Annotated in this window: 21 protein-coding genes; 11 read left to right on the top strand and 10 right to left on the bottom strand. The window is 39.3% G+C overall.

Features of this window, described 5'->3' with window-relative positions:
* Window positions 1–70 precede the first annotated feature (70 nt).
* Both MHI35_RS13305 and MHI35_RS13300 read right to left on the bottom strand, forming a co-directional pair.
* Window positions 71–1,221, bottom strand: a protein-coding gene (locus tag MHI35_RS13305) for an IS3 family transposase (RefSeq protein ID WP_340991167.1) whose coding sequence is annotated in 2 segments (ribosomal slippage) — window positions 71–948 and window positions 948–1,221 — 1,152 coding nt in all. Because the reading frame shifts where the segments join, the coding sequence is not laid out codon by codon here.
* Window positions 1,222–1,384: 163 nt separating this feature from the next.
* Window positions 1,385–1,741, bottom strand: a complete 357-nt coding sequence (locus tag MHI35_RS13300; protein ID WP_211062866.1) for an antibiotic biosynthesis monooxygenase family protein — start codon at window positions 1,739–1,741, stop codon at window positions 1,385–1,387.
* A gap of 270 nt (window positions 1,742–2,011) precedes the next feature.
* On the opposite strand from MHI35_RS13300, the gene MHI35_RS13295 reads away from it, so the two are divergent.
* The 3 genes from MHI35_RS13295 (at window position 2,012) to MHI35_RS13285 (ending at window position 3,547) form a co-directional block, all read left to right on the top strand.
* The gene (locus tag MHI35_RS13295) at window positions 2,012–2,590 is read left to right on the top strand and encodes an esterase/lipase family protein (RefSeq protein WP_417894674.1); all 579 of its coding nucleotides are present in this window, start codon (window positions 2,012–2,014) and stop codon (window positions 2,588–2,590) included.
* 95 nt (window positions 2,591–2,685) lie between these two features.
* Entirely contained in the window at window positions 2,686–2,898 is a 213-nt protein-coding gene (locus MHI35_RS13290) for a hypothetical protein (RefSeq protein ID WP_335348962.1), read from the top strand.
* A gap of 49 nt (window positions 2,899–2,947) precedes the next feature.
* Window positions 2,948–3,547, top strand: a complete 600-nt coding sequence (locus MHI35_RS13285; RefSeq protein ID WP_335348963.1) for a cysteine hydrolase family protein — start codon at window positions 2,948–2,950, stop codon at window positions 3,545–3,547.
* An 8-nt stretch (window positions 3,548–3,555) separates the two neighbouring features.
* Here the strand turns inward: MHI35_RS13285 and MHI35_RS13280 are convergent, their stop codons facing one another.
* The 4 genes from MHI35_RS13280 to MHI35_RS13265 all read right to left on the bottom strand — a co-directional run bounded on the left by MHI35_RS13280 (window position 3,556) and on the right by MHI35_RS13265 (window position 6,983).
* The gene (locus tag MHI35_RS13280; RefSeq protein ID WP_335348964.1) at window positions 3,556–3,792 is read right to left on the bottom strand and encodes a hypothetical protein; all 237 of its coding nucleotides are present in this window, start codon (window positions 3,790–3,792) and stop codon (window positions 3,556–3,558) included.
* A 427-nt stretch (window positions 3,793–4,219) separates the two neighbouring features.
* Window positions 4,220–5,332, bottom strand: coding sequence for a hypothetical protein (locus MHI35_RS13275; RefSeq protein ID WP_335348965.1), 1,113 nt, complete (start codon window positions 5,330–5,332; stop codon window positions 4,220–4,222).
* A gap of 252 nt (window positions 5,333–5,584) precedes the next feature.
* Window positions 5,585–6,187 carry a 30S ribosomal protein S4 gene (gene rpsD / locus MHI35_RS13270; protein ID WP_003216816.1) on the bottom strand — a complete coding sequence of 201 codons (603 nt, stop codon included), beginning with the start codon at window positions 6,185–6,187 and terminating at the stop codon, window positions 5,585–5,587.
* Window positions 6,188–6,485: 298 nt separating this feature from the next.
* Window positions 6,486–6,983, bottom strand: a complete 498-nt coding sequence (locus tag MHI35_RS13265; RefSeq protein WP_066030548.1) for a GAF domain-containing protein — start codon at window positions 6,981–6,983, stop codon at window positions 6,486–6,488.
* Window positions 6,984–7,109: 126 nt separating this feature from the next.
* Between MHI35_RS13265 and refZ the strand changes: the two genes are divergently transcribed.
* Window positions 7,110–7,775 (top strand): forespore capture DNA-binding protein RefZ, encoded by a 666-nt coding sequence (gene refZ, locus MHI35_RS13260; RefSeq protein WP_144503669.1) that lies wholly within the window; start codon window positions 7,110–7,112, stop codon window positions 7,773–7,775.
* Here refZ and hisJ read toward each other — a convergent pair.
* On the bottom strand, window positions 7,745–8,560 hold the full coding sequence (gene hisJ, locus MHI35_RS13255; protein ID WP_335348966.1) for a histidinol-phosphatase HisJ: 816 nt from the start codon (window positions 8,558–8,560) through the stop codon (window positions 7,745–7,747). The genes refZ and hisJ overlap by 31 nt on opposite strands.
* A 340-nt stretch (window positions 8,561–8,900) precedes the next feature.
* Between hisJ and ezrA the strand changes: the two genes are divergently transcribed.
* Window positions 8,901–10,604 (top strand): septation ring formation regulator EzrA, encoded by a 1,704-nt coding sequence (ezrA, locus tag MHI35_RS13250; RefSeq protein ID WP_335348967.1) that lies wholly within the window; start codon window positions 8,901–8,903, stop codon window positions 10,602–10,604.
* A gap of 39 nt (window positions 10,605–10,643) precedes the next feature.
* Here the strand turns inward: ezrA and brnQ (MHI35_RS13245) are convergent, their stop codons facing one another.
* Window positions 10,644–11,987 (bottom strand): branched-chain amino acid transport system II carrier protein, encoded by a 1,344-nt coding sequence (brnQ, locus tag MHI35_RS13245; RefSeq protein WP_335348968.1) that lies wholly within the window; start codon window positions 11,985–11,987, stop codon window positions 10,644–10,646.
* A gap of 213 nt (window positions 11,988–12,200) precedes the next feature.
* A complete protein-coding gene (brnQ, locus tag MHI35_RS13240) occupies window positions 12,201–13,541 on the bottom strand; it encodes a branched-chain amino acid transport system II carrier protein (protein WP_335348969.1) in 1,341 nt (446 codons plus the stop codon).
* A 188-nt stretch (window positions 13,542–13,729) separates the two neighbouring features.
* On the opposite strand from brnQ (MHI35_RS13240), the gene MHI35_RS13235 reads away from it, so the two are divergent.
* The 5 genes from MHI35_RS13235 to MHI35_RS13215 all read left to right on the top strand — a co-directional run bounded on the left by MHI35_RS13235 (window position 13,730) and on the right by MHI35_RS13215 (window position 18,570).
* Window positions 13,730–14,872, top strand: a complete 1,143-nt coding sequence (locus MHI35_RS13235) for a cysteine desulfurase family protein (protein ID WP_335348970.1) — start codon at window positions 13,730–13,732, stop codon at window positions 14,870–14,872.
* A gap of 4 nt (window positions 14,873–14,876) precedes the next feature.
* The gene (thiI, locus tag MHI35_RS13230; protein WP_335348971.1) at window positions 14,877–16,082 is read left to right on the top strand and encodes a tRNA uracil 4-sulfurtransferase ThiI; all 1,206 of its coding nucleotides are present in this window, start codon (window positions 14,877–14,879) and stop codon (window positions 16,080–16,082) included.
* Between the two features lie 89 nt (window positions 16,083–16,171).
* Complete coding sequence (locus tag MHI35_RS13225) at window positions 16,172–16,384, top strand: alpha/beta-type small acid-soluble spore protein (RefSeq protein WP_012010896.1); 213 nt, start codon at window positions 16,172–16,174, stop codon at window positions 16,382–16,384.
* Between the two features lie 224 nt (window positions 16,385–16,608).
* A complete protein-coding gene (gene mbcS, locus MHI35_RS13220) occupies window positions 16,609–18,189 on the top strand; it encodes an acyl-CoA synthetase MbcS (RefSeq protein ID WP_335348972.1) in 1,581 nt (526 codons plus the stop codon).
* Window positions 18,190–18,393: 204 nt separating this feature from the next.
* Complete coding sequence (locus MHI35_RS13215) at window positions 18,394–18,570, top strand: hypothetical protein (RefSeq protein ID WP_186325018.1); 177 nt, start codon at window positions 18,394–18,396, stop codon at window positions 18,568–18,570.
* Window positions 18,571–18,613: 43 nt separating this feature from the next.
* On the opposite strand, the gene MHI35_RS13210 is transcribed toward MHI35_RS13215, so the two are convergent.
* Window positions 18,614–19,054 (bottom strand): MarR family winged helix-turn-helix transcriptional regulator, encoded by a 441-nt coding sequence (locus MHI35_RS13210; RefSeq protein ID WP_335348973.1) that lies wholly within the window; start codon window positions 19,052–19,054, stop codon window positions 18,614–18,616.
* 117 nt (window positions 19,055–19,171) lie between these two features.
* On the opposite strand from MHI35_RS13210, the gene MHI35_RS13205 reads away from it, so the two are divergent.
* The gene (locus MHI35_RS13205; protein WP_335348974.1) at window positions 19,172–19,759 is read left to right on the top strand and encodes an NAD(P)H-dependent oxidoreductase; all 588 of its coding nucleotides are present in this window, start codon (window positions 19,172–19,174) and stop codon (window positions 19,757–19,759) included.
* Window positions 19,760–19,764 lie beyond the last annotated feature (5 nt).

The raw sequence follows: 19,764 nt of genomic DNA, 5'->3' as shown, positions 1-19,764 counted from the left end.
CATCATGAAAAGCACCTCAATTGTCCGTATGGGACTGACCCCCGTTTTTGAGACAGGAATCAAAACACCTTTATACAGCCAATTGCCGATAGTTTATCGGTGATTGGTTGTTTAGTTTCGTTTGAATACGAATGTTGTTATAATAATAAATGTATTCTTTGACAGTGCGTTCTACGATGGTGGTTGTAGTGCGATCAATCCTGTTAAGATAGAACGTTTCAGACTTTAGTGAGGAATGAAACGATTCGATGGAGGCATTATCAGCGGGCGTCCCTTTACGGGACATGCTCATGGTAATGCCTTTTATATGAACAGCTTTCTGATACTCGTAAGATGTATACACAGAACCTTGATCGCTATGTAACACGCAATTCTCAGGAAGTGCTGGGAGCTGATTAAGTGTGTTTAAGATAAAGTCTGTGTCCTGCTTATCACCAATCGTAAAAGCAATCACTTCTCCATTATATAAATCCAATATACTGGAAAGGTACAATTGTTTCTGTCCATAAGGCAAATACGTGATGTCCGTTACTAGTTTTTCAAGAGGGCGATCAGACTGAAAATTCCGATCCAGTATATTACCAGCTACGGCATAAGGCTGCCCATTCTTCTTACGCTTTTTCATTTTAACCCGGCATTGCCACTGGTTTTTCTGCATGATACGTTGAACAGTTTTATGGTTAATACGCATTCTCATTTTTAGTATGGCTGTGATTTTCCGATAACCATATCGATATTTGTGCTTTCGGCACAACGTGCCGACCTGTTTCTCTAGTTGTCTTTCAGAATGAGTCTGAGTCAAATCTTTTTTCCATCTATAATACGAAGTACGTAAGATGCCTAAATGGACACAGATGTCCTGTACCGTCATCGTTTTGCGCAATTCTTCTACCAGTTTGATTGACGTTTCCTTATCAACTTCCTTTCCAATTCGTTGTACTTTTTTAAAACTTCATTCTGTTGACTCAAATAGCGATTTTCTGCCTGTAGTCTCTCTAATTCAGAAGAGTACTCGGGGCCCTTTCCATAGGTATATTGTTTTCCAACAGGTTGTTCGAACCTGTGTGTATCCCCAGCTTTATGCCATCTCACCCATGTCTGAACCTGCGTCTTATTCTTGATATTCAATTCCTGCATGATCTCTTTCATAGGTACGCCTGCCAACCTCATTTCCACAGCCTTCTGTTTGACTTCAACCGGATAACTCACTCTTGTCCCCATAGAAAAAACACCTCCATGTTTTATTTCGGATCACAACGATCCGTTTTCAAACTTGAAGGTGTTTTTTATTTGTCTCATCTTATGGGGTCAGTTCCGTATACATTGAGGTGCTTTTCTTTTTATATTTAGAAGTGGAATCAAGCTTTTACAGAGCGGTTTTCTCTCATTTGTCTGCTTCTTGTTCAAGAAGTGAATCTTCGTTTGTATAAGCATGTTCTACCTTACAAATTCGGGTTGTATAGGCTTCATACCAATCCTTTTTCCCTTTTTTTTGAACACGCTGATGTGCTGTATGTGCTTTCCATTCTTTGATGGCTGCTAATGAATTCCAGTAAGAAACAGTGATTCCAACGCCTTGTTCATCTCTTACACTTTCTATTCCAAGAAAGCCGTCTAGTTCTTTCGCTAATTCTTCCATTTTTTGAGCAGCCGCAGCGTATTCCTTCTGCTCGACATTTGTTCGTTTTGATGTGAAAATCACGGCATAATAGGGTGTTGCAGGTGTTTGAGTAAATAACATCTAGTAGAACCTCCTTTTGTCTAACATATTATATATGAAAGAAAGAAAGTCCCGTAGTCTTTTTGTTTTAATTTAAAAAAGTCCAAGGTGCTTTATGATTATTTATATTTCTGTAAAATCATCTCATAAACATTACCTTGTTCACTTTTCTGTCATATTTTTCTTGTATAAAATAGAGTCGTATAAGATGAATAAGGGGGAATGAAAGTGATTCGTTTTAAGAAAAAGAGTTTGCAAATTCTTGTTGCCCTTGCCTTAGTGATAGGTTCAATGGCCTTCATCCAGCCGAAAGAAATCAAAGCAGCTGAGCACAATCCGGTTGTCATGGTACATGGTATTGGAGGAGCGTCTTATAACTTTGCTTCTATTAAAAGTTATTTGGTTGGACAAGGCTGGGATCGAAACCAATTATTTGCTATCGATTTTATAGACAAAACAGGGAATAACCGCAACAATGGTCCGCGTCTATCCAGATTCGTCAAAGATGTGCTAGCCAAAACGGGTGCCAAAAAAGTAGATATTGTGGCGCATAGTATGGGCGGGGCGAACACGTTATACTATGTTAAGAATCTAGACGGCGGCGATAAAATTGAAAACGTCGTCACCATTGGTGGAGCAAACGGACTCGTTTCAAGCAGAGCATTACCAGGAACAGATCCAAATCAAAAAATTCTTTACACATCTGTTTATAGCTCGGCAGATCTCATCGTCGTCAACAGCCTTTCTCGTTTAATTGGTGCAAGAAACGTCCTGATCCATGGCGTTGGCCATATCGGTCTATTAACCTCAAGCCAAGTGAAAGGCTATGTGAAAGAAGGATTGAATGGCGGAGGACAGAATACGAATTAAAAAATCAAAAAGACAGCGGTTTGTGCTGTCTTTTTTGATGTCATGGTTATATGGGTGCTGCTAGGTGATGGAGAAGATTTTTAGGAGGATAAAAGATGACGCAAAAACTCAAATATGCTTTCTTGGGCTACTTTCTCTATTTCCCATGTTCATTTCTGATCATCTATATGATCTGGATGGCAATCGTCAAATCAGTGCAATGGGCAGAAGTCATATCTAATTGTACATCCATCATTGGTATCTATTACTTAATAGCCAGTGTGTGTTTTGTCTTTTTCCTGCAAAAACAGACAAAACATCGTACATAGCCAAATAAAAACATGTACAAATCAACCACCATTCCTTACACTACATATAATGAACGAGAATCTTCGGAGGTGGGTATTTGTGCAACATCATCAAAAGGCTTTGATTATGGTCGATGTACAGAAAGCATTCGAGCACGAAAAATGGGGAGAACGGAATAACCTAGATGCAGAGAAGAACATCAGTCGTCTATTGACGTTTTGGAGAGAAAAAGGATGGACAGTCATTCATATTCAGCATACATCGGATCAGCCGCACTCCTTATTTCATCCAGCAAATGAAGGGCACTCCTTCAAAGAGATCGCTAAACCGCTAGATGAAGAAACGGTCATACAAAAGAAAGTCAACAGCAGCTTTATAGGTACAAACTTAGAGGAACAACTAAGATCAAACGAGATCAACACTGTTGTGATTGCTGGACTCACAACACCGCACTGCGTATCTACTACAACAAGAATGAGTGGAAACCTAGGCTTTGAGACATACCTCATTTCGGATGCAACAGCCGCCTTTGGACTCGCAGATCAAACCGGTACATATTATGATCCAGAAACGATCCATCGCCTTTCACTTGCAACACTGCATGACGAATTTGCGACTGTCCTGACAACAGAGCAGCTGATCACAAATTGGGCAAGCAAAAGCTCCTAGAATCATCTCTAGGAGCTTTTTGCTTGTTCATCCAGCGGCTGTTTTCGTTGTTCAATACTTGAGTAGATGAGATCAATTCCAATAAACAAGAAGCTGACAAAGAAAGATAAAATGAGTGTGCCGTACTCCCAAATGGAGACATTGACTATGTTCATATTAAGGACAAACTTAATTGAGAAATGCACAACGATCCATGAGAGTAGAAATTCAAAGATAAACTTGATCCATTCAGGAAATTTTAGCAAAGAGGAAATCCCTTTACCAATGAATACTAAAAAGATCGACCAAAAAAGAACAATTCCACTGACTAATAAACAGAAGGTCAACAATGAAAGAAATGAATTACAGGTAATGTATTCACCGAAAAGAAAGTTCACTCCTATGGAGACAACGAAAAAGGATAGCACTTGGTAACATATCAACAATACTAAAGGAATCAAATAAAAGGAAAATGAGAAGAATGGTTTATACCATGTCAGGTGGTTTATCATTAAAAGAGTCGTGATTATATCAAATGATTTTCCCTCAATTCAAATGAACAAGACCAGCAACGTGCGACTAGGTTAATCATCACAAAGAAACCTAAAGCATTGATATAACTTTGTTTCTAGGGTTTTTGTTATTGCTCATTACAAAGCAATTCAATTAACAAATGTAAAAAAACCTTGAAAATTATCGAACTTTGAACTCCTTCAAGAGCAGGTTAGGAATTTCATGCATTTTATCAAAATTAACATTTTCTTTACTTATTAACAAAGGATTAACATCTATAATTGGATTTGGAGTTATTAACTCTAAGGATTTTCTGCTGACATCAACCAGAAATGGATCCATTAAAACTTTTTCGTTGATTTTTTTTTGTATATATACATCTTCAGAATAACTAAAAATTATAAAGTTTATTGCAGCTAATTTTTTTTCGGGAGACAGCTTTCGGAATTGCTTGTAGAAGGATCTATATCTCTTTTCTTTTGAATCTACAAACATCATAATTACACTGGAACTTTCAAGTGGGAATACACATATATGAACCGATTTTATTTGATATTCGGGTGAATAGTTGTATATATTGTTAATAATATTGCCCTCAAAATCAGCTAGCAATGCAACAGTACTTTGGAAAGCGATTGGAACAACATAGTCTAGTGTTTGATGATAAAATAAATAATACTCATTTTCCCATCCTTTTTTTTCTACTCGTTTTGCACGATTAAATCCTTCAATATATTCTTGTAAATCTAAATTATTTATAATTTGTTTTTGCTCAATGTTTTCAAATGATTGTTCGTTACTATCCATAATATTATTAAACATTTCTATTTCTAATTTTCTTTTACTTATGCTTTTTAAATAATTTTTCATTGCAATTTGTGCTATCATTTTTGAGGTTGGTGTAGCTTCATAATTATCTGGATTTTCATAGTCACTAAATATTTTGCTATCACAATCTCTACAAATTAATTGAAAAGTACCAGTTTTATTTATACCTATATCATCATCCAATAATGGCATGTTTATTAATTTATGGTTATTATAAACAACCCCTTCATGAGCAATGTTTCTGAGGAAAAAAGCAGGTATTGAGTGCGAATTGCAAAAACTACTACATTTTTTGCCACAATAAAAACATTCATTGCTTTTTGCGTTTTTTCTACTCTGACTTAGTAATTGGCCAAAATATTTTCTGAACTCAACTTTCTTTTCTTTCATTGCATCCAATTCTACCTCTGAATCAGTTCCTAAACTAAGCATTTGAATTAAATCTTGATCATCAAAACTAAACATAAATTTTTACCCCTAAATGATCTATATTTTTTGAAGAAATTAATTATTTTGTCTTTTTAAAATTTAAAGAAGATATATTTAAAAAAAGTTTTGTGAAAAACGTCCATCATGACACGTTATAACAAGTACCACCAAAACCAAGAGGTAAGGATGAAAACATATTGCAAAGCAAGAGATAAATAAAACACCCTAGAAACGTTGATATATCAACAATTCTAGGGTGCTTAGTATCGCTAGTTAAAAGCGAATTAATTAACGAGAGTAGAACTCAACGATTAGTTGTTCGCTGATTTCAGGCGCTAATTCAGAACGCTCTGGAAGACGAGTGAAAGTTCCTTCAAGCTTTTCAGCATCGAAAGTAAGGTATTCAGGAACGAAGCTGTTCACTTCAACTGATTCTTTCACAACTGCAAGGTTTTGAGATTTCTCACGAAGAGCAATCGTTTGACCTGGTTTCACAGAGAAAGATGGGATGTCTACACGGCTTCCATCAACAAGGATGTGACCATGGTTAACTAGCTGACGAGCTTGGCGACGAGTACGAGCAAGGCCAAGACGGTATACTAGGTTGTCAAGGCGAGTTTCAAGAAGAATCATGAAGTTTTCACCTTGTTTACCAGGAAGTTTATCAGCTTTGTCAAATAGTGTACGGAATTGACGTTCGTTCACACCGTACATGTGACGAAGCTTTTGCTTCTCTTGTAATTGTAAACCGTATTCAGATAGTTTTTTGCGTTGTCCTGGACCATGTGGGCCTGGAGCGTAAGGGCGTTTTTCAAGTTCCTTACCTGTTCCGCTTAATGAAATGCCTAAACGGCGGGAAATCTTCCAACTTGGACCTGTATAGCGAGCCATAATGTGACTCCTCCTTATTTGTTTTTATTTGTGAAAAATAAAAACCGTCTGTTCTCTGTCTTTTCCGTCATTATGTTTTCATGCATCCTCGCTCCAGCAGCAGGGAGTTACAAGATGCACCTTCCTATAGAAGGAACAAAATGATACAAAAAAGCCGAACAAAAAGGCTGCCATATTTCACACAAGCTCTATTATATGACGCTGGATAGGAGAAGTCAACCTATTTAAAGGCAATGGCGATGCTTCGTGTGTGCGAAGAAAAATAAAAAGCCGGCAATGTGCCTGCTTTTTTGTAAGATTATGCATTTGTAGAGGCGGATAACGCCTTTTGGAGTACCTCAGTAAATTGAATCAAGTAGGTTTCATCTACTTCACTAAAACGGTCTTTCACAGGACTGTCAATGTCGAGAACCCCAATGATCTCTCCATTTACCTTAAGCGGAACGACAATTTCAGATTGTGATGCTGCATCACATGCGATATGTCCAGGGAATGCATGCACATCAGCGATACGCTGGACTTCACCTGTTGCAAAGGCAGTACCGCAAACGCCTTTCCCAGAAGGGATACGCACACATGCAGGTAGTCCGTTAAACGGTCCTAGCACAAGCTCGCCGCCTTTAGCCAAATAAAACCCTGCCCAATTGACCTCTGGGAGTGAATGATACAATAGCGCCGCCGCATTTGCTAGGTTAGCAATTAGATCAGGCTCACCATCTGTAATGGCTTCGACCTGTTTAACGAGCAATTGATAGTCTTTTGATGGATCGCCAGACTGTTTTTCGACATGAAACATGAAGATCTCCTACTTTCTATCTCAAAAATACATAACTTGCGTCTCACATGTGGGTTTTGTCGAGCAATTGTAAAAGGAACTTCCGTTTTCATCTTGAAGTATGTACACATGAAGAGGGGTGAGCGGATGAAAACATCAACAACCGTGCAAACAAAAGACCGTATTATTGAAGCTGCCATCAGACTTTTTAACCAAAAAGGATTTTCTGGAACCTCTGTCCGTGAAATTGCGAAGGAAGCAAACGTCAACGTTGCCCACATTTCTTATTACTTTCAAGGAAAAGGAGGGCTACTTGAGCAGCTCGTATCCGATTTTTATGAAGGCTATATTCATATGATTGAATCACATATCCATCACATGGAAACTCGTCATGCAAAAGAATGCTTATTACATGTGGTTTTTGATATTTTATCTTATCAGCACAAGCACCGTCAATTAACCCGTTTCGTTTATCGAGAGGTGACGATTGATTCGACGCTCATTAGAGAAATTATGTCGACCTATTTAACGAAAGAAAAATATTTGTTTCAGCTCATCATTGAAAAAGGTAAAAGCACCCATGTGATTTGTGAGCAGCTCTCCATCTCATCTTTTATGATTCAGCTGAAATCACTGCTCATGATGCCCTATTTACAGCCGCAATATTTAATGGAGGTGCTTTACTTAAATCCAAATGAGCCTTATTTCTATCAAACGTATTTTAAGGAACTGAGCCGCTCCCTTCATCATTTACTAGAACCAAAAAAGCCGGCATTAGATTCTCATTTAAAACTCATGATGTCTTCGAATTGATCATAAGCATATCCGAGATCTTCCGCTTGATGGGCATCAGACCCAAATATGAGCGGAATTTTTTTCTGTTTTGCAAGATCAATCATCCATTGATCTAAATAGATACTTCTGGCATATGTTTTACGAAGACCTGATGTATTAAAATCTAAGGACATGCCTTTTTTTGCCGTTTCTTCAAGACAAAGGGTAACCTTTTGACAAAGTGCAGGTGTCATCTCAAATGGGAAAAGCTGTTTGAATTTCTGCACAAGGGTGATATGACCGATTCTATTTGGCTTATAGCGACCTAAAGATGATAGAATAGAAGAATGAATTTGGTCATAGTAGTTTTGATAGACCTGTTCGATGCTGCCATAGAGGCTTATTAGCTGCTGGAAGGCATGCTCGTCAAAATCAAGGCAAATATAATCATCGCCAGCAGGAAGAAAGTGAACAGACAAAATGCTATCGTCTAGTTCTGGACCATAGCAGTCTAAAAAGGCACTTGTTTCCTCTTCATACTCTTTGATATAGTCAACCTCAAGCCCAGTTTTTACTATTAATTGTCCTTTGTATTCCTGTTTCAGCTGATCCAATTTCGTTATATACGATTCAAGTTCTTGAAGCTTCATGGCACTATCCTGCGCTGGTGTTGGATCATGGAACGATGGAGGCAGAGGGGCATGCTCAGTAAAGGTTATGGAATCAAATCCCTTTTTGATGGCTTTTTCAATATAAGAATGAAAAGAATCAGGCGTACCGTGCGGGCAAAACGGTGTATGTAGATGTGCATCTTGCTTCAGCATGTCGTCACCTCTTGTCGATATTTTGAAAAACGTCATGTTTATCAGTGAAAATAATGAAAAATCATGACCAAAAATGCTGGTTACATGGTATCATAATAACAATGAAAACGACAGCTTCCGCATACATAAAAGCAGGTCACATGAATACGTGTGATCAAATAATAGAAAGCGCTCAAATACGTTCTTGAAAAACATACATAAAACCGTGAATGGATGGTATTGGAAAACATACGATCCTGTTTATAAAAAGACAAATGCAAAGCGGACACGAAAGGGTTCTCAGGTCTACTCGGGACACTTTTACCCTGACATCACTTAGATCACAACAAGGGGGCTCATTATGGAGTTTATCATCGGTTTAATTGTCATTTTGCTTGCTTTGTTTTCAGTCGGTTATTTCCTCAGAAAAAATATATATAAAGAGATTGACCGATTGGAAGCATGGAAAATTGAAATTTTAAACAGATCAATTGTAGAAGAAATTTCAAAAATCAAACACTTAAAAATGACCGGAGAAACAGAGCAATTTTTTGAAAGGTGGCGTGCAGAGTGGGACGATATCGTCACAGCCCATCTTCCAAAGGTAGAGGAGCTATTATATGACGCAGAAGAGTATTCTGATAAATATCGATTCTCCAAAGCCAAGCAGGTTCTAACTCATATTGAGGACTTGCTGAGTGCTGCTGATTCGAACATCGAAGACATATTAAAAGAAATTGCAGACCTTGTCACAAGCGAGGAGCAAAACCGCAAGGACATTGAAAAGGTCAAAGAGCAATACCAAACGGTTCGAAAAAATCTGCTTGCGTACAGCCATTTATATGGCACCCTTTATGACAAAATGGAGCAGGACTTAGATGAGGCCTGGGAAGGGATTAAGCAGTACGAGGAAGAAACAGAAAACGGAAACTACATGAAAGCAAGAAAGATTTTGCTTGAGCAAGACCGCAGACTCGACCAGCTTCAACTATATATCAATGATGTACCAAAACTTATTGCAGACTGCAAACAAACCGTACCAGGTCAGCTGACGAAGTTGAAAGACGGATATCAAGAAATGTCGGAAAAAGGCTACAAGCTGGAGCATATCCAGATCACGAAAGAGCTGGAGACTTTAAACAAACAGCTTGCAAGAGCGGAAAAATTGCTCATTGATGAACTCAATTTAGAAGAGGCATCAAGCATTTTGCAAATGATCGATGATGCGATTGAGACGCTGTATGATCAGCTGGAGGCGGAAGTAGAGGCAGGTCAAGAAATCAAAAGCAGAATGCCTGAGCTCACAGAAGCATTCGAAAAGCTTGAGCAAGATCATACACAAACAAAGGCAGAAACGGCTCTTGTGAAAGAAAGCTACAAGCTGACAGCAGGAGAACTCGATCAACAGAAGGCATTTGAAAAACGTTTAGAAGAAATTGAAAAGCTGATGAAACAAATCCGTGAGAAGCTTGATCGTGATCACGTGGCTTATTCATTATTAATGGATGAAATCAATCAGCTGGAGACCTTTATTGAAGATGCAAAAGCTTTACATGACACATTTAAAGGTCATCTCCAATCATTAAGAAAAGAAGAATTACAAGCGAGAGAAACACTGGCTGAGCTTAAAACGATGCTGACAGATACAGTACGCCAGCTACATAAAAGCAATATTCCAGGTGTACCTGCTGAGATGAAAGAGCGGGCTGAAAAAGCGCAAGAGATGATTCATCAAGTGCACGAGCAGCTGGAAAACCTGCCGCTCAACATGCCAGCAGTAAATCAGCAATTAAAAGAAGCCTCTGACACAGTCAGAAATGTTGTGGATGAGACAGAAGAAATGCTTAGTAAAGTGGATCAAATTGAACGAATCATTCAGTACGGCAATCGTTTTAGAAGTCAAAACCATATTCTTTCAGAACAATTAAAAGAGGCAGAACGAAGATTTTACGCCTATGATTATACTGGATCATTTGATATAGCAGCAGCGGCTGTTGAAAAAGCATCACCTGGCGCTGTTCAGAAGCTATTAGCTCAGCAAGAAAAAGAGTATCAGCATCAATAAAAAAGCTGAAGTCCTATCAATGGACTTCAGCTTTTTTTGCTATGACGCTTGTTTTTGACGCTCTTCTGAAGCAGAAGAAGTGAAAAGAGAGATCACAAATCCGATCACGATCCCAAGTATTGCAGGGACAATCCAGCCTATACCAAGGTCATAAAAAGGCAGGATTGATTGAAAGACGTCTTTTATTGGACCGATTGGAAAGTTCGCTGCTGCTAAGCCGTCAAATAAGCTCACGCAGCCTGTTAAAATTAAAGAGAGAACATATACAGGTCTTCTATGTCCAAGCCACTTATCAGCAAGTGACAAAACGATGATCACAATTGCTAGCGGATAAATCGCAGTTAAAACTGGTACAGAGAAAGCGATAATATGAGCAAGTCCAAAATTCGAAATGATAAAACTGAATAATGTCACGAGTGTAACGACCATTTTATAAGAAAGCTTAGGTAGTAACTTCGAGAAATACTCTCCGCATGATGTAACGAGGCCGATACTTGTTGTTAAACAAGCAACCGTAATCGCAGCACCCAACACAATATTTCCTAAACTGCCGAATAGGAATTGAGAAGACTGAGCCAAGATTTTACTGCCATCTCCAACAAAACCAATGGCGTGTGTACTTGAAGCGCCTAAATAAGCAAGAGATAGATAAACAAATGTTAATCCGCAAGCAGCAATTAAACCTGCTTTGATACAAGCGGATGTCAGTGCCTTTTTACTTGTCACGCCGCGTCCTTTAATGGCGTTGATGACAACAACCCCAAACACAATAGAAGCAAGAGCATCCATTGTTTTATAGCCCTCTAAAAATCCTTTGAAAAATGATCCATTGCTATACGATACATCAGGTGTGCCAATGACGCCCATCGGCGTTAAAATGGCTTTGACAATAATAAGAAGAATAATCGTAAATTTAATCGGTGTTAACACTTTTCCTACACGATCTACAATCTTCGTTGGATTTAAAGCAAGATAGTACGTAATACCAAAAAAGACAAGTGTAAATAAAAGAAGGGAGAGCCAAGCTGGTACACCTGCTAAAAAGGGTAATGCACCAATTTCATATGAAACCGTTCCTGTACGCGGGATAGCGAATAGCGGCCCGATCGATAAATATAAAATGACTGTAAATACTGTTCCAAAAGTGGGGTGAGCTTTATCGGCTAATCCTTTGGCATCTCGTCCTGTTAAAGCGATCGCAATAATCCCAAGAAGGGGTAAACCGACACCTGTTAATAAAAATCCGCCCATTGCTTTCCATACATTTGTGCCAGCATATTGTCCAAGCTCTGGTGGATAAATCATATTTCCGGCGCCGAAGAATAGAGCAAATAACATAAACCCGATAATAACTGTATCTTTCGTCGACAATGTTGCCTTCATTGAATATAAAGCCTCCAATATTATGTTGAAATATTCTGTTAATTAGTTGCTAAAACCGTTCTTCATTAACATTCACTAATTATAAAGGATGTACGCCTGATGTCAACATGTGTTTTCGTACAAAAGTCATGAATTTTTCTATTTTAGTATATGGAGAACAATAAAAAACATCCTCTTCATCTAAGAAGAGGATGTTTGAATGTTTGCTGCTTATTAAGCCAGCTGTTTAGGTGGACTCGTGAATAAAGAAATGAGAAGTCCGATAATGGCTCCAAGAACGGCAGGGATAGCCCAACCAATCCCAAGATCGTATAGAGGAACAGCACCTTCTAAAAATTCAGGTAATGCGCCAAGAGGGATTTTTGCTGCCACTAACCCGTCGATCACGGCAAAGATACCTGTAAAAATGAGTGAAACGATATAAATGATTCGTCTTCCATTGATCCAACGATCGAGAAAAGATAAGAGAATGATCACGATGGCTAACGGATAAATCGCAACAAGAACAGGAACTGAAAGTGAAATAATTTGCGCCAGTCCAAGGTTAGCCACAAACGTACTAAATAAAGATACAATTAAAACAACTGTACGATAAGAAAAACGTGGAAACAGTGATGAAAAATATTCCCCACACGATGAAACAAGTCCAACACTTGTCGTCAAGCAGGCAAATAAAATTGCTGCCCCTAACACAATATTTCCAGCAGAACCAAATAAAAAGTTTGCTGAAAGTGAAAGGAGTTTTCCACCATCATTTGCACCGACCATACCTGTAGCTTCAGGACTTGATGCCCCTACATATGCGAGTGATATGTATACAAGAGCTAGTCCAGCTGCTGCTACAAGCCCTGCTTTAATACAAGCGGCAGCAAGAGATTTACGTTCTGTAATACCGCGCTCCTTTACAGCCGTGACAACGACAATTCCGAAAACGATTGAAGCAAGAGCATCCATGGTTTTATAGCCTTCTAAAAAGCCGGTAAACAGTGGGCTTCCTTCATAGGATGGATGCGGACTGCCAATTCCACCCATCGGTGTTGCAATGGCTTTAATCACAATTAAAGCGATGACAGCGAGTAAAATTGGTGTTAAAATTTTACCGATTCGATCAACTAGTTTCGATGGGTTTAAAGCAAGGGCATAGGTAATACCGAAAAAAGCAATCGAGAATAACAATAATGGAATCCATGATTCAGCCTGTGCTTCAGAAAGAAACGGAGCCAAACCAATTTCATACGAAACCGTTCCTGTACGAGGAATCGCAAAAAAAGGTCCAATGGATAAATATAAAATGACGGTGAAAATGGTACCGAATGTAGGATGAGCTTTATCAGCAAGTCCCTTTGCACCTGTTCCTGTCAGGGCAACGGCGATAACGCCTAAGAGCGGGAGCCCAACCCCTGTTAGTAAAAATCCACCGATCGCAAGCCACACGTTTTCACCCGCGTACTGTCCAAGTACTGGAGGGAAAATCATATTGCCTGCGCCGAAAAAGAGTGCAAACAACATTAACCCGATAGCTAATGTGTCTGATTGACTTAACTTATTTTTCATAAGGTTGCCCCCTATTATTTTATTTTTCCGCCATGTTAAAATATTCTGTCAATTAGGGATAAAATATGACAATGGCACTATGCATGATATAGTGTATTGATCAGCTTGTCAATATACCGCTTGATATACAAATAAAAGGAATTTGGAATGATAATTAGTTTAAATGTAAGAGGATGAGGAGTTTCGCCATGATGTATCTTGATAATAGTGCAACCACAAAACCGTACCCAGAGGTTTTACAAGTATATCAGCAAGTGAGTGAACGTTTTTTTGGGAATCCATCATCGCTTCATCAGCTCGGAATTGATGCAAGCAGGCTGCTAAATGAAACGAGAAAACAAATGCTTCACTATACAGGATTGAAACAATATGAGATTATTTTTACTTCTGGTGCAACAGAAGCAAATAACATTGCCATTAAAGGAGCAGCTCTCGCCAAAATGAACCGAGGGAAACATATTGTGACAACAGCAATTGAACATCCCTCCGTTATCGAATCGTTTGAACAGCTGAAGTCTTTATTTGGCTTTGATATTTCCTATATTCAAGTAAATGAACATGGTCATGCAGATATGAATCACTTAAAAGAAGTGCTTCGTCCTGATACAGTTCTTGTCAGCATGATGCACGTCAATAACGAAACGGGTGCCATCCAGCCGATTGAAGATGCTGCTGGCATGATTCGTGAGCATGCTGAAAATGCCCTTTTTCATGTCGATGGGGTTCAGGGAATGTGCAGAGTAGCACTTGATAAACAGCTGGATGTGGATCTTTTGACGATATCAGGCCACAAAATTCATGGCTTAAAAGGCACAGGAGCGCTCTTTTTAAAGAAAGGTATAGTGCTTGCCCCTTTTATCACAGGAGGAGAGCAGGAACTAGGCCTCCGCTCAGGTACAGAAAACCCTGCTGGTGCTGTCAGCCTAGCAAAAGCCATGAAACAATCATTCGAGCAGCAAAAAAAACATCATGATGAAATGCTCAACTTAAAAACGCAGCTACAAAAGCAGCTTGGAGAAATAGAAGGTATTGTCATCAACACACCGCTAACGCAAAGTGCGCCGCATATTGTGAATTTTTCAGTACCAGGTATTCAAATCGAGGTCCTTCTCCATATGCTCGAAAAAGAAGGCATATATGTCTCGACAACCTCTGCTTGCTCAGCTAAGAAAAAGGAGCCAAGCCAAGTTCTCCTAGCGATGGGGAAATCGGAAGAAGCGGCAAAAAGCAGTATGAGAATCAGTTTGACGTATGGACAAGGACCAGAGCTCGCGCCGCAAATCATCACATCGATCGCACAAAGTGTGAAAAAATTAAAAGGAATGAGATAACAACATGAAATATGATCATATTTTAGTCCGTTTTGGTGAAATTTCAACAAAAGGAAAAAATAGAAAGAAGTTTATTGAAAAACTAAGGCAGCATATCCGGTTTGTATTGAAAGACTTTGAAGCATTAAAGTACGCATCTGATAGAGACCGCATTACGATTATGCTGAACGGAGAAGACCCTGAACCGATTTCAGAACAGCTTAAAGGTGTATTTGGCATTCAAAGCTTTAGTCTGGCAGTGAAATGTGAGACAAACCTCGATGCCATCAAAGAAGCGGCACTCACAGCGGTACAGGAAGTGTATGAACAAGGAAATACATTTAAAGTCTCAACGAAACGGTCTTATAAGCAATTTGAACTTGATTCAAATGAAATGAACCGTGAAATTGGTGGACATGTGCTGAGGAATACAGAAAATGTAACGGTCAATGTCAAACAGCCGGATGTGCATTTGCGTATTGAAATAAGAGAACATGCGACATATATTACATTTAAAGATGTCAAAGGTGCAGGCGGATTGCCGGTTGGTTCAAGCGGAAGAGCGATGCTCATGCTTTCAGGCGGCTTTGACAGCCCAGTTGCCGGCTATCAAGCGATGAAACGCGGTATTCAAATTGAGGCTGTCCATTTCTTTAGTCCCCCATATACAAGTGAACGTGCCAAGCAAAAGGTCATTGATCTGACAGAATGCTTAGCTGCATATGGAGGCGAAATAAAACTTCACATCGTCCCTTTTACAAAAATTCAAGAGCTGATTCATAAACAAGTACCTGAAAACTATACGATGACATCAACAAGAAGAATGATGCTGAAAATTGCAGATAAAATAAGAGAGAAGCGCGACGCTCTTGCAATTATTACTGGTGAAAGCCTTGGACAAGTCGCAAGTCAAACACTTGAAAGCATGTATGCCATTAACCATGTGACCAATACACCAATCATTCGCCCGCTTATTGCGGTTGATAAGAATGACATTATTGATGAAGCGAGACGAATTGGCACTTACGAGACAAGCATTCAGCCTTTCGAGGACTGCTGCACGATCTTTACGCCGCCGTCTCCTAAAACAAAACCAAAGCTTGAGAAAGTAGAACGCTACGAAAGCTTTGCTGATTTTGAACCAATGCTCGATGAGGCAGTGGAGCAAATTGAAACGATTATCGTCAAAAATGAGAAGAAAGCGGCAGACGAATTCGCTGATTTATTCTAAAATAAAAATTTCATAATAATTACCATAAAATCAATCGCATGAAGTCATGTGTTTCTACACATTCTATATTCACAAGGAGGTGAGAACACATGGCTCAACAAAACAGACAAAGCAGTTCTAACCAATTACTAGTACCAGGCGCTGCACAAGCAATCGACCAAATGAAGTACGAAATCGCTTCTGAATTCGGTGTAAACCTTGGTGCAGAAACAACAGCTCGCGCTAACGGATCAGTTGGTGGAGAAATCACTAAGCGTCTTGTATCTTACGCTCAACAACATATGGGTGGCGGATCTTTCTAAGACACACAATTAAAAAGCTATGGCTTAGGAGCGGGATCATTCCCGCTCTTTTCTTTTGTACATAAAAATAGTTTGAATATTTACAAAAAAGGAGACGGATTGAAAAAATTATGGCATAATACTAGGAGTAGGTCCTAATTCGAGCATTTTTCAGTTATGAATGTTAGAATAGGTAAATTGAAACATGTTTCGTTTCATAGAAAGAGGCTAAAAGGAGCTGTACCATGAAAAGAGAAGACTTAATTGCACCAGAACAATATAACTTAGTCAGTGAGATTGAAGCGTTCAGTCATGACAAGGAGAAAATGGCCCTGCACTGGCAGGATGGAAATGACCACGAAGCACATGTGACATATGCAGTTTTAGTGGAAGAAGCAAATAAAATTGGTCATGTATTATTAAATGCAGGATTTAAAAAAGGCGATAAAATCATTGTGATGGTGCCGCGCATGTTAGAGGCATACAGCATTTATTTAGCGATCTTGAAAACAGGAATGGTCGTCATTCCTTGTTCAGAAATGCTGCGTGCAAAAGATTTAGATTACCGAATTGAACATGCAGAAGCAAAGGGAGCGATCGTTTACTCTTCATTCATTCAATCGTTCGACGGAACCAATCAGCCAAACGATTTTAAAACATTCTCAATCGGTGAAAACGATCATGGTTGGACAAACATTCTCGCGCAAAAGGAAGAGCAATCAAGCGAGCTGCAAATGGCTCCAACAACACGCACTGATATGGCATTCTTATCCTATACATCTGGTACAACAGGCAACCCAAAAGGGGTTGTTCATACACATGGCTGGGCATATGCACATTTACGCACCGCTGCCAAAGCATGGCTCTCCATTAATGAAGGGGATAAAGTTTGGGCGACAGCAGGACCAGGCTGGCAAAAATGGGTGTGGAGCCCTCTTTTATCTGTGTTAGGAAGCGGGGCAGAAGGCTTTGTATACGGAGGGAAATTCAATCCAAATACGTATTTAGAACTGCTTCAAAAAAATGAAATCAATGTCCTATGCTGTACGCCGACAGAATACCGATTTATGGCGAAAGTAGATGACTTAAGTCAGTACGAGCTTCCAAAGCTACATAGTGCCGTGTCTGCGGGAGAGCCGCTTAACCGTGAAGTCATTGATACATTCAAAAAGCATTTCGATATAGAAGTACGAGACGGCTATGGCCAAACAGAAAGCACACTGCTCGTAGGGGTGCTAAAAGGAATGGACATCAAGCCTGGCAGTATGGGAAAACCAACACCTGGCAACGAAGTCGAGATCATTGATGAGGACGGCAGCGTATGTGCTCCTGGAGAAGTGGGTGACATTGCGGTTCATCTCGAAACGCCGGCTTTATTTAAGGAATACTACAAAGATGAAGAGCGTACAAAGGCGCAGCGCCGCGGGAATTACTTTATTACCGGTGACCGTGCGAAAAAAGATGAAGATGGCTACTTCTGGTTTGAAAGCCGCAGAGATGATATCATCGTCAGCTCAGGCTATACCATTGGGCCGTTTGAAGTAGAAGATGCGCTCATTAAACATCCAGCAGTGAAAGAATGTGCGGTTGTGGCGAGTCCAGATGAAATCAGAGGATCCATCGTGAAGGCATATGTTGTCCTGCGTGATGAATCAGCACAAAGTGATGAGCTAATCAAAGAGCTGCAAACACATGTGAAAAACACAACAGCACCTTACAAATACCCAAGAGAAATTGAATTCATTGACGAACTGCCAAAAACACCGTCAGCGAAAATCCGTCGTGTAGAGCTGAGAGAAAGAGAGCTTGCACGAAAAGGATCTTGATGAATAAACGAAAAGCGTTTGGATGAAAGCATCCAGCGCTTTTTTGTGTATTGAAAAGGCTATTTAGCCAGTGTCAGTATGATCTCAATAGGAAGATCACATTCAATTGCCTAGAGGAAATGATAAGACATAGGATATATGCTACATTACAATTAATGGTTTTTTGTTAAGAAGTTATTTAAATGTCTAATAGGGGTTTTTAGAATGGCTCATAAAGAACAGCGCAAGGGAGTAGTTCTTGCTGTTTTTGATACGTTGACATTTGGTATACCAGTGTTGCTATGGAATTTATATAAGAATACAAGTACCACATTGAAATTCATGATCCCGATCATTCCCATTGTTGGTCTCATTACGTATCTTTTAGCATCTCTTGATTAATAAAATATAAAATCCTTTGTATGAGCGATACGCTCATGCTTTTTTATTTAGGTCCTTTTTTGAAAATCGTTTGATTTAATAGGCGGAAAGCTTGTACGATCTCATCCATTTGTTCTATATCCGAAGAAGATAGGCTGTCTATTAGCATTCTTTCGATTTGCTGGAAGGCTTCGTTCATACAGGCACGGCCTTTGTTAGAAAGCATAATGACATGTTTTCGTTTGTCATCACGGTCTTCTTCTCTATCAATGAATTGTTTCTCGTGCAGTTTTTTTAGTTCTCTACTGACATTCGGAAGAGACATGTGCTGACAGTCGGCAATTTCACTTGGCGTAAGTGGCTCGCTGACAGCTAGTTGCTCTAGTATTAAGTATTGTAAGGTTGTTAGGTTAGCTGGTTTGACTTTGTTCATCAGGGCGTGCTTCAGCTCTGAAAAAGTAGAAGCAAATGCGACGAATTCCTTGAAGAAATGGGAATGTTTCATGTTTATCACCTCCTACGTAACATACCAAAATTATTATCGAAAAACAATTATCATTTGACAACTATTTAATGGAGGTATATCATTTAGTTATCAAATGATAATAAAAGGAGATCATACATGAATGTACTTATTATTTATACTCACCCCCATCACAATAGTTTAAATGGTGCTTTTTTAAAAGAAATCATGAAAGGTAGTGAAGAAAATCCACTAGTTCATGAAGTGAAAATCATCGATTTATACAAAGAAGAATTTGATCCTGTGCTGGTTTTTAATCAAGAGAAAAAAAGACGTGACATGCATAAGGACCCTGACATTCGGGTGTATCAGGAGAAGATCAAATGGGCGGACAAAATCGTGTTTGTATATCCTATTTGGTGGGGAAGACCTCCAGCCATGCTGCTTGGCTTTATTGACCGCATGTTTGCTGCGAATTTTGCTTATCGTCAAACAGGCGGGCTGCTTCCAGAAGGACTGTTAAAAGGAAAAAGTGCTGTTTGTGTATCGACGATGCAAGGGCCAACCAACTACCCTTTGTTCTTTTTGCGAAATGCACACAAGATGTTAATGAAACGAGCCCTCTTACAATATGTCGGAATCAAACCTGTGAAGTTCTTTGAGTTCGGCATGATGGAAAGCCCAAAAGGAAAACATGACGTCAAATTAAAACGAATCTACAACTATTTTAGAAATATCAGCAAATAAACCAA

Source organism: Bacillus sp. FSL K6-3459, from assembly GCF_038003305.1.
Taxonomy (GTDB): domain Bacteria; phylum Bacillota; class Bacilli; order Bacillales; family Bacillaceae; genus Bacillus; species Bacillus pumilus_O.
This window is presented reverse-complemented; position numbering and strand designations above follow the sequence as displayed.